Genomic DNA, 8,757 nt, shown 5'->3' on the forward strand with positions numbered 1-8,757 from the left:
CCTCGCATTAATGGCCGTGAATTTAAGGAAATTCACAGCCATTAACTAAGAGCTAGATGGAGACAACATAAAAAATAGAGAAATCCGAATTTGAATGAATTCAAATTCGGATTTCTCACTAATTGAAGCTAGTTATGTCCCAGCCTCCTGTTTCTTATACTTTTTCTTTTAATGTACGACGTAAAATTTTTCCTGTCGTATTTTTCGGTAATTCGTCCATAATCTCAATTACTTTAGGAACCTTGTATTTCACCATATGCTTTGCACAGAATGCGAGAAGGTCTTCTGTTGAAGTTGCTTCTGCATCTTTTAAGACAACATATGCATGTACTGCTTCACCTAAGTTAGGGTCTGGGAAACCTACAACTGCCGCTTCAACGATATTATTATGAGCAAAGAGTACTTCTTCAACCTCTCTTGGATAGACGTTAAATCCGCCTACAATAATCATATCTTTTTTACGGTCAACGATGTAGAAGTACCCTTCTTCATCAACTTTAGCTAAGTCTCCTGTGTATAACCAGCCATCACGTATAGCCATCGCTGTTTCTTCAGGTAATTTATAATAGCCCTTCATAACGTTAGGTCCTCGTACAATTAGCTCCCCTACTTCACCAACAGGCACTTCCTGACCGTTAACATCCACCACCTTGTTTTCAACATTGGAAATGGATGTCCCAATAGAACCTGCCTTACGCTCACGATCCAATGGGTTAAAGCACGTTACTGGTGAAGCTTCCGATAAGCCAAAGCCTTCCGAAACACGAACATTAAATTTCTTCTCGAAATTATGTAATAGTGCTACCGGTAAAGACGCACCACCTGAAATCGCTAAACGTATTGTTGAGAAATCTTCAGGGTTGCTTTCAGGTAATTGATACAAGAAGTTATACATAGTTGGCACACCTGCGAAGACTGTTGCTTTTTGTTCCTTCGTTAATTTAAAGATTTCAGTTGGACTAAAACGTGGTTCAAGTAAAACCGTTGCTCCACTCAATAAAGGTGCATTGACAACGACAGTTAACGCAAATACATGGAAAACTGGTAACGTAGCAATAATACGATCATCTGCTTTATAGCCTAAATAATGTGCTACATCTCGAGCATTTGAATAGATATTTTTATGAGTCAGCATTGCACCCTTTGGCGTACCTGTCGTTCCTGAAGTATATAAAATAATTGCATTATCATCGTCAGCTACTTCAACTGGCTGCAATGAGTCCGATGCACTAGCAATTACTTGTGAAAATAAATTTATTTTAGCCTTTGCTTCTTCGGATAAAGTCGTTACTTTTTCAGCAACATCTGCTGTTGTTTCACAAACAACAAATGTTTTTACTTTTGGAAAAGCATGTACACCCATTTCTACTAATGGAAGAAGTGCATCAAGCGCAATAACAGCTTTTACATCACCATTATGCAAAATATATGAAATTTCATCTGGTGTATAGATTGGATTAACAGGAACTGCTGTTGCTCCTAAACGCATTGTTGCATATAACGCAATTAAATAATGTGGTGTATTGCCGAGTAAAAACGCCACATGGTCCCCTTTTTCTACCCCTAAATCTTGTAACCCCTTTGCAAAGCGACCAACTGTGTGTTCAAACTCACCGTACGTCGTATCTTTCCCCATAAAATGATACGCAATTTTATCTGGTTGCTCTAATGCTTGTTGACGAACACTTGAAACTAAATTCAATTACACCATCCCCTTTATCGTATCAATTTCGCCTTGGCGTAATTGAGGTCCGGATTTTGAATTGTGCCAGCACAATTCATTCCTTTTAAAATCCGTGACATCCGCCGGAGGCTTTATCTTCATTCAGTAGACATATGGACATCCCTTAAAAAGGAATCACACCCGAATCCACCTCACCACCTTAGAGGTGGGAGTCTTCTACTGAATGGAGATAAAATGAATCATTATTCAGTAATATTATATAAGAAATATATCTAAAAGACAACGAGACTTTTTATTTCATGTCGTAAATTACGTCAAATAATTCATTTTTTTCTCTCTCGTACATCTTTATTACGAACGAATATGCGAGATGTATCGCCAACGAATCAAATAAAAATAGACTACTTGTATTAAAACAAAAAACCCAAAAGCAAAGACAACTTCTTTTACTATGGAAATATTAGCAATATCCTTTAAGATACCTTGAACCATAAGAAAAGCAAAGGCGCTATGCATCATTGCAACACCCCATGGCAAGAAAAATTGTGGGAATAAATGTCGATTCACAAGCTTTTTGAGCTCGGTATCTGTTAAGCCCATTCGCTTTAAGACATCGAATTTACGCTTTTCTCTTTCAAGAGAAGTATGCAGTTTAAAGTAAACGAAGCTACCTGCTGCTAATAAAAATACAGTTGCTACTAAGACCCCTACTAATGTGAATAATGAGTAAGTAGCTAATACATAAGAATAATCTAACCCTGCATTTACAAAGAAAAATGGGCTAAATCTATTCTTCTTATAAAAATATTGAGATGCTTTTAACTCTTCTATGTCCTTACCAATATCTTTCGTCTCTATCCACTGAGGGATATAGAAGGTAAATAAATGATAGGTTGGCTGCATAACGTCTTTATCGGCAATCGGCTTTCTAAGCTTACTAAAATCCTCATCGCTAATTACTATAGAATTCACACTAACAATAGACCCTGGGAATACTATTTCAGGATATACGCTATCAATTGTTATCGGGATGGAGTTTTCCTCTAATACTGTATGCACAACTTTATCTTTTAGTTTTTTTAGAGAATCTTCCGAGTATGGTATAAACACTGCCTCTCCTGAATCCAAATCAAGTAATGGGTAACTATAGGAAGAAAGCAATACATTCATATCTGATTCCCTAAAAACTTCAACTTCATTGTGGGTATATGAAGATGTTTGCTTGATGACGACAAAGCGCGATAAATGATAGGACAAACCCTTCTCCTCTAATTGAATTCGTAAAGAGGCGATATGATTTCGTTCATAAGGATTGTCGACATCTCCCTTATAGACAAGCCCTAATGGATTTAAACGATCATATTGTATTGTATATGATGACATTGTTGCTAAAACGCCGACCGATAAAAAGGCCATTGTTGACACCATCGTTACTACAAAAAACATTTTCACATTGTCCATCATAATATGCGTTTGCTCAGCTAATGAAAGAAGGCGATAGCGTTGCCAATGGAATTTCCGTTTGCCCCTTGCTTTATCTAAAAAGCAAGGTAAAGAATCACTGAAAAAATAATATGTTCCAAATGTCGCAAAAAACGGGATTAATAATGCTAGACCAATTAAAGCTGTTTTCGATACGATAAATGCTAGTACATATGCTGATAAAATAAGGGTAATACCAAATACAGCGCGAATTTTAGAATACGTTGCAGTGCTATTTAAATAGACATTTCCCTTAAGGAGATCGCGCAATTTTCTTTCACGTGTAAAATACACACTAATTAAGGAAATGACTACAAAAGCACTTGTGAAGACACCAATCGTTAATAGGAATGGCTGCCATGAAACATATAAGGGTAGCTCATCTAAATGTAAAATTTCTCGAACAATCATGAAAAAGAATTTCGAAAATGAGAAACCAAATATAATCCCAACAAAAATAGAGCCCGATCCAATAATCATTGTCTCCAAAAAGACAAGCTTATTCATCTGGCGTTTTTCCATTCCTAAATGTAATAAAATTGCAAACTCATGTGATCTAGCCTCTAAAAAAGCACTCATCGAATAATATAAAAAGAATAAGGTAAAAAGGACGAGTACGATTTCCGCACCAACCATTCCAATTAACGATGCTTCGCCTAATATCCCTTGTTCAATATCCGGATGAAACATGAGCATTGAATAGATGAAAAACACAGCCACAGAAAAAAAGCTTGCCATGAAAAAGGCACCGTAAATACGGCTGTTCCGTACGACATTACGGTAAGCGAATTGTCGAAAGGTCACCTACTTGTCCTCCTCCTAGTAAGCTTAAAACATTTAATATTCTCTGGAAAAACATTTGACGACGGTCATCTTTGTATATTTCATTGAAAAATTCACCATCTTTAATAAATAACACGCGATCGCAGTAGCTAGCTGCAATAGGATCATGTGTTACCATTACAATCGTTGTTCGTTTTTCCTGATTAACTTTTGTTAAAAGTTCAAGTACATCACGCGAAGAATTCGAATCCAAATTCCCTGTTGGCTCATCTGCTAAAATGAGACTTGGATTATGAATAAGTGCCCGTCCAATGGCTGTTCTTTGTGCTTGTCCACCTGATATTTCATTTGGGCGTTTATGCAAGAATGAAGTTAAATCGAGCTTTTCCACAATGCTTGCAAGACGCTCCTCTATTACTTCTAATGGCTGTTGATCTAATGTAAGTGGCAGCACAATATTCTCTTCCACTGTCAGCATATGCAAAAGATTAAAATCCTGAAAAATAAAACCAAGCTGTCTTCTTCTAAAGTAGGCAAGCTCAGTTGCTTTCAGTGTATGAGGATTCATGCCATCTAAAATGATTTCTCCACTCGTTGGTTCATCAATCGTAGAAATGATATTCAATAACGTTGTTTTTCCACTTCCTGATGGACCCATGACTGCTAAAAACTCACCTTCCTCCACATCAAAGCTTAGTTGATTTAACGCACGATGAGTTACTTTGCCTTCATACACCTTCGTCACGTCTTTTATTTGTAAAATAGGCATACCTTGTTCACCTTATTTCTTGATTAATTCCATGGATTCTGGTAAAAGCCACTGCAATACTACCTCAAAGCCAATTTGAAAATGCGGCTCTGTCAATGATTCAGTTGACTGATTACCATCCTCCTCCACTAGACTAAAGCAATGCGACCCAACAATTACATCCCAGGCATCCATTTCACCTTCAATTATTTCTCCACAAATCGTATAATGCCCACTGTACATCACTTGTTCACCTTCTACAGGGAAAGCGTTAAGTAAAGCTGGTTTATGTAAGTCTAGCCCAAGCTTATTCGAAAAATGCATTACTTCTTCATTAAGCAAAAGACTAGCCTTACGAAAATTTTTGCAGGATAAACACTCACAAATATCGTTATGCGATTCGTATAATGCCTCTGTTTTTTCTGTTTCTACATGTAAAACCCATTCATCCATACATACTTCTATCATTTCCGATCCCCCTAATTCGTAAATGTCACTGTAACAATTGTTCCTTTTCCTACCTCTGATGTAATGTTTAATTCGTGACCGAGTTTTTCACAGATTTCTTTAGCTAAATATAAGCCCATCCCTGTGGATTCTCCAGTTTTACGCCCATTCTCACCAGTAAAAAAGGCTTTAGTGACACGGGAAAGATCCGATGTTGGAATACCAATACCTTCATCACAAATGGCTAATTGTACGCAGTCATCCTTCGTAATGGCAGAAATCGATATTTTTTTATTTGCTTCAAAAGTATATTTAACCGCATTCGTTACGAATTGCCCGAGAATAAAGCGAAGCCACTTTGAATCACTTGCTACGATGATATCATCCTCAATATGAATTTCTGGGAAAACACGTTTCGTAATAAATAAACGTTTATTTTCATTAACAGTTGCAGTAACAATCGTTTTTAAAGCAACCTGTTCTACTTGCATATCTTCTTCAAAATTTTCTAATCGAGCATTCACCAACACCATATCCAAGCCTCTTCGTAAGCGGTCAATTTCCTCCTGCACATTCTTTTTATCAAGAGGACGCTCATCCTGTAATAAGAGCTCAATAACAGAAATTGGTGTTTTCATCTGATGCACCCATTGATTAATAAACTGATCATGTCGTTTTTGGCCTGCATATAACGATTGAAGCTCATGCTTATAAAGTCGATATAGTTCATGCATATATTTCTCAGCCTGTATCGCCTCAGGTGTTTTAGCATTTTTCTGTAACACATCTTCCATTGTTTTAGGAAGCTGCGATATTTTTAACAAATAACGTTGGCGCATTAAATAACGGATAAGTAAAAACGAGGCTAACAACACTAAACTAATACAGAAGGAATAAATAGCGGTATCAACATTTCGAAAGCCGTCCAGCCAATATAAGACCATGATGAAGCCCACTAGTATGAACTGGAATATAATGAACGATGCGTAATCACGCAAAAATAATTTCCAGCCCACTATAACTCACCTGCACTTAAAATAAAGCGATAGCCTGCTCCGCGTACCGTTTCTATAGAAGACGCAATATGATAATCTGCTAGTTTTTTCCGCACTCGTGTCATATTGACGTTCAACGTATTCTCATCGACAAATGCCTGATCGTCCCAAAGCTCTTCTAACAATTGCTCACGTGTCACAACTTTTGGCGCATTTCCCATTAACAGTTCTAAAATGATACATTCTTTTTTCTGAAGTGGAATCTCTAAATCATTTTTATGAAGTTCCATTCTTTCTAAATGAAGAACTAGCTGTCCTTGTTTAATTGTCCGTTCCTCTTGTCTTGCTGCATATTCACCATATGTACGACGCAAGTGACTACGGATTTTAGCCAGTACAATCTCATAATTAAATGGCTTCGTAATGAAATCGTCGCCCCCATTTTCTAGCGCAAAAATTTGATCCATTTCCCCAGAACGAGCGGAAATGAAAATAATTGGACAAGTTGTATGTTGACGTAGTTGGCGACACCAGTAGTAGCCATCGTACGAAGGTAAATTTATATCAAGCAACACCATATGTGGATTAAATTCTGTAAATTCTTCAACGAGATGATCAAATTCTTTGATTGTTTCAACTTCGTATTGATATTTTCTAAGCGTTTCTGCGAGCAAAGACGCAATTTTCACATCATCTTCGACAATAAATATTCGATGCTTTTCCATACCAGCACTCCTTTCTATCTTATATTGTATCAAAAAAAGGTCCGTCGACATAACTGTCAGCGAACCTTTTGTAGCAAAAGTTAACACGAATCATTAGCTAGAGATTTTTGTGTCAAAATGTCTCTGCCTCAATAAGGACATTTGCCAATTTCTACACAAGCTTTTCTTAATAAATTAATTGTAAAAACTCATCTGTCGTAATTCCACCAAAGTATGTTGGAATATCAATATCTGTTAACGCCTCAGCAATTGCAGTTCGATCATAGTTTGTCCCAACTAATCGTTGTTCAACATCTGCCATGTCGCCTACACCGAAGAAATCACCAAAAATATGCGCTTCTTCAATAATTCCATGATTCACCTCTAAGCGAATATCAATACCTCCTGTTGGGAAACGATGCGTTTTTTGAATATTAAAGCGTGGTGATTTCCCATAGTTCCATTCCCATGTTTGATAACGCTCAGCAGATAGCTTATGGATATTTGCCCAATCTTCCTCCGTTAACTCATAATAGCGAATATTTTCTTCACCACCGAAAATGGATTTTAAAATTTCTAGGCGGAATTCTTCGACTGTCATCTTATCCTTTAAGAACTCAGAAATATTAGCTACTCGTGAACGAATCGATTTAATGCCCTTTGATTCAATTTTATCTTTCTTCACCTTTAATGCGGATACAACAGCATCAATTTCTGTATCAAACATTAAAGTGCCGTGGCTAAACATACGGCCCTTTGTAGAAAATTGTGCGTTCCCAGATACTTTACGCCCTTCCGCTAAAATGTCGTTGCGGCCTGACAGCTCAGCATGAACGCCCATTTTTGCAAGTGCATCTACAACAGGCTGAGTGAATTTTTTATAATTCATAAAGCTATCGCCGTCGTCTTTAGTGATAAAACTGAAGTTAAGATTACCTAAATCATGATACACCGCGCCCCCACCAGAAAGACGTCGCACAACGATAATGCCATTATCCTCTACATAATCTGTATTAATCTCTTCGATAGTATTTTGATTTTTACCAATGATGATTGAAGGCTGATTAATGTAAAAAAGTAGCACTGGCTCCTTCTCAACATCCATCGTTTTTAATAAATACTCCTCAATGGCAAGGTTAATGCGTGGGTCATGAATCCCTTTATTATCAACGAATATCATAAATTACGTTTCCTCCTTCACAAAATATCCATATTTATTTTAACGTAAATTAGGCATTTTGTGTTGACGAAATGCTTCTGTTATAATACACTAGGAAATATCAAAACAGTAATAGTACAGATGAACTTAAAGGAGGAGTCCACAATGTTAGAAAATGTAGTTGAATTTTTCAAGAACCTACCTGCAAAGCAATGTACAGAATGCGGTGAAAAAATTGAAGAACAAAGTGAATGCTACAGCAACACTTGTGAAAAATGTAACCACCTATAAGCATTTGCCTATTCTGTAATTGTCATATTCGTGCCCACACGTACTAATAATGACACTCCTCATCATATTTTGATGAACCATTAATTAAATCTCTTACACTTACAAAACAGCAGCTGATACGCTCATATCGGCTGCTGTTTTTTGTGTGATTTTTTGAATATGAGCGATTTTTTGTTGGAGCCGAGTAGTCACCTGAGTGATTCTACTTCATCCCCGAGCAGTTTTACTCTTTACCTGATCAGTTTTTAGCAACTCTTCCTTCTTACCCCCATTTAAAACAATCATTCAACCACAAAAAAAAACACCCACCAATATTTGAACTGCTCCCTGTCAAGTAGACAGTGGAAATAATAAAAAGCTTTTAAGCGGCTTTAGCCCTGTATTCTAATGGGCTTAAGCCGTTTAATCGTTCTTGGTATCTATCGTTATTGTAAAACTGGATATAATCCTCAATCGCTTGTTGT

General features: G+C 37.0%; 9 protein-coding genes. 1 reads left to right on the top strand and 8 read right to left on the bottom strand.

What is annotated here, in order from left to right:
• Nucleotides 1-154 precede the first annotated feature (154 nt).
• The 7 genes from AC1DCY_RS26305 to AC1DCY_RS26335 all read right to left on the bottom strand — a co-directional run bounded on the left by AC1DCY_RS26305 (nucleotide 155) and on the right by AC1DCY_RS26335 (nucleotide 8,023).
• Nucleotides 155-1,702 (bottom strand): fatty acid--CoA ligase family protein, encoded by a 1,548-nt coding sequence (locus AC1DCY_RS26305; RefSeq protein WP_477355404.1) that lies wholly within the window; start codon nucleotides 1,700-1,702, stop codon nucleotides 155-157.
• A 333-nt stretch (nucleotides 1,703-2,035) separates the two neighbouring features.
• Nucleotides 2,036-3,970: an FtsX-like permease family protein gene (locus AC1DCY_RS26310; protein WP_477355407.1), complete on the bottom strand. Its 1,935-nt coding sequence runs from the start codon at nucleotides 3,968-3,970 to the stop codon at nucleotides 2,036-2,038.
• Nucleotides 3,942-4,718 (bottom strand): ABC transporter ATP-binding protein, encoded by a 777-nt coding sequence (locus tag AC1DCY_RS26315; RefSeq protein ID WP_477355410.1) that lies wholly within the window; start codon nucleotides 4,716-4,718, stop codon nucleotides 3,942-3,944. The genes AC1DCY_RS26310 and AC1DCY_RS26315 overlap by 29 nt, the downstream gene beginning before the upstream one ends.
• A gap of 12 nt (nucleotides 4,719-4,730) precedes the next feature.
• Entirely contained in the window at nucleotides 4,731-5,165 is a 435-nt protein-coding gene (locus AC1DCY_RS26320) for a hypothetical protein (protein ID WP_477355413.1), read from the bottom strand.
• Between the two features lie 11 nt (nucleotides 5,166-5,176).
• The gene (locus tag AC1DCY_RS26325) at nucleotides 5,177-6,160 is read right to left on the bottom strand and encodes a sensor histidine kinase (protein ID WP_477355416.1); all 984 of its coding nucleotides are present in this window, start codon (nucleotides 6,158-6,160) and stop codon (nucleotides 5,177-5,179) included.
• Nucleotides 6,160-6,864 (bottom strand): response regulator transcription factor, encoded by a 705-nt coding sequence (locus AC1DCY_RS26330; RefSeq protein ID WP_477355419.1) that lies wholly within the window; start codon nucleotides 6,862-6,864, stop codon nucleotides 6,160-6,162. The genes AC1DCY_RS26325 and AC1DCY_RS26330 overlap by 1 nt, the downstream gene beginning before the upstream one ends.
• 166 nt (nucleotides 6,865-7,030) lie before the next feature.
• Entirely contained in the window at nucleotides 7,031-8,023 is a 993-nt protein-coding gene (locus tag AC1DCY_RS26335) for a lipoate--protein ligase (RefSeq protein ID WP_477355422.1), read from the bottom strand.
• Nucleotides 8,024-8,167: 144 nt separating this feature from the next.
• On the opposite strand from AC1DCY_RS26335, the gene yhfH reads away from it, so the two are divergent.
• Nucleotides 8,168-8,293, top strand: a complete 126-nt coding sequence (gene yhfH / locus AC1DCY_RS26340; protein ID WP_012292204.1) for a protein YhfH — start codon at nucleotides 8,168-8,170, stop codon at nucleotides 8,291-8,293.
• Between the two features lie 361 nt (nucleotides 8,294-8,654).
• On the opposite strand, the gene AC1DCY_RS26345 is transcribed toward yhfH, so the two are convergent.
• Nucleotides 8,655-8,757: IS3 family transposase (locus AC1DCY_RS26345; protein WP_477349455.1), on the bottom strand; the 103-nt coding region annotated here is incomplete at its 5' end.

It is taken from the genome of Lysinibacillus sp. 10T31, from assembly GCF_056394365.1.

What these genes read in the sequence shown, in the direction of transcription:
- AC1DCY_RS26315 (WP_477355410.1), bottom strand. Translation starts at nt 4,718, where the DNA reads ATGCCTATTTTACAAATAAAAGACGTGACGAAGGTGTATGAAGGCAAA.
- AC1DCY_RS26320 (WP_477355413.1), bottom strand. Translation starts at nt 5,165, where the DNA reads ATGATAGAAGTATGTATGGATGAATGGGTTTTACATGTAGAAACAGAA.
- AC1DCY_RS26330 (WP_477355419.1), bottom strand. Translation starts at nt 6,864, where the DNA reads ATGGAAAAGCATCGAATATTTATTGTCGAAGATGATGTGAAAATTGCG.
- AC1DCY_RS26335 (WP_477355422.1), bottom strand. Translation starts at nt 8,023, where the DNA reads ATGATATTCGTTGATAATAAAGGGATTCATGACCCACGCATTAACCTT.
- yhfH (WP_012292204.1), top strand. Translation starts at nt 8,168, where the DNA reads ATGTTAGAAAATGTAGTTGAATTTTTCAAGAACCTACCTGCAAAGCAA.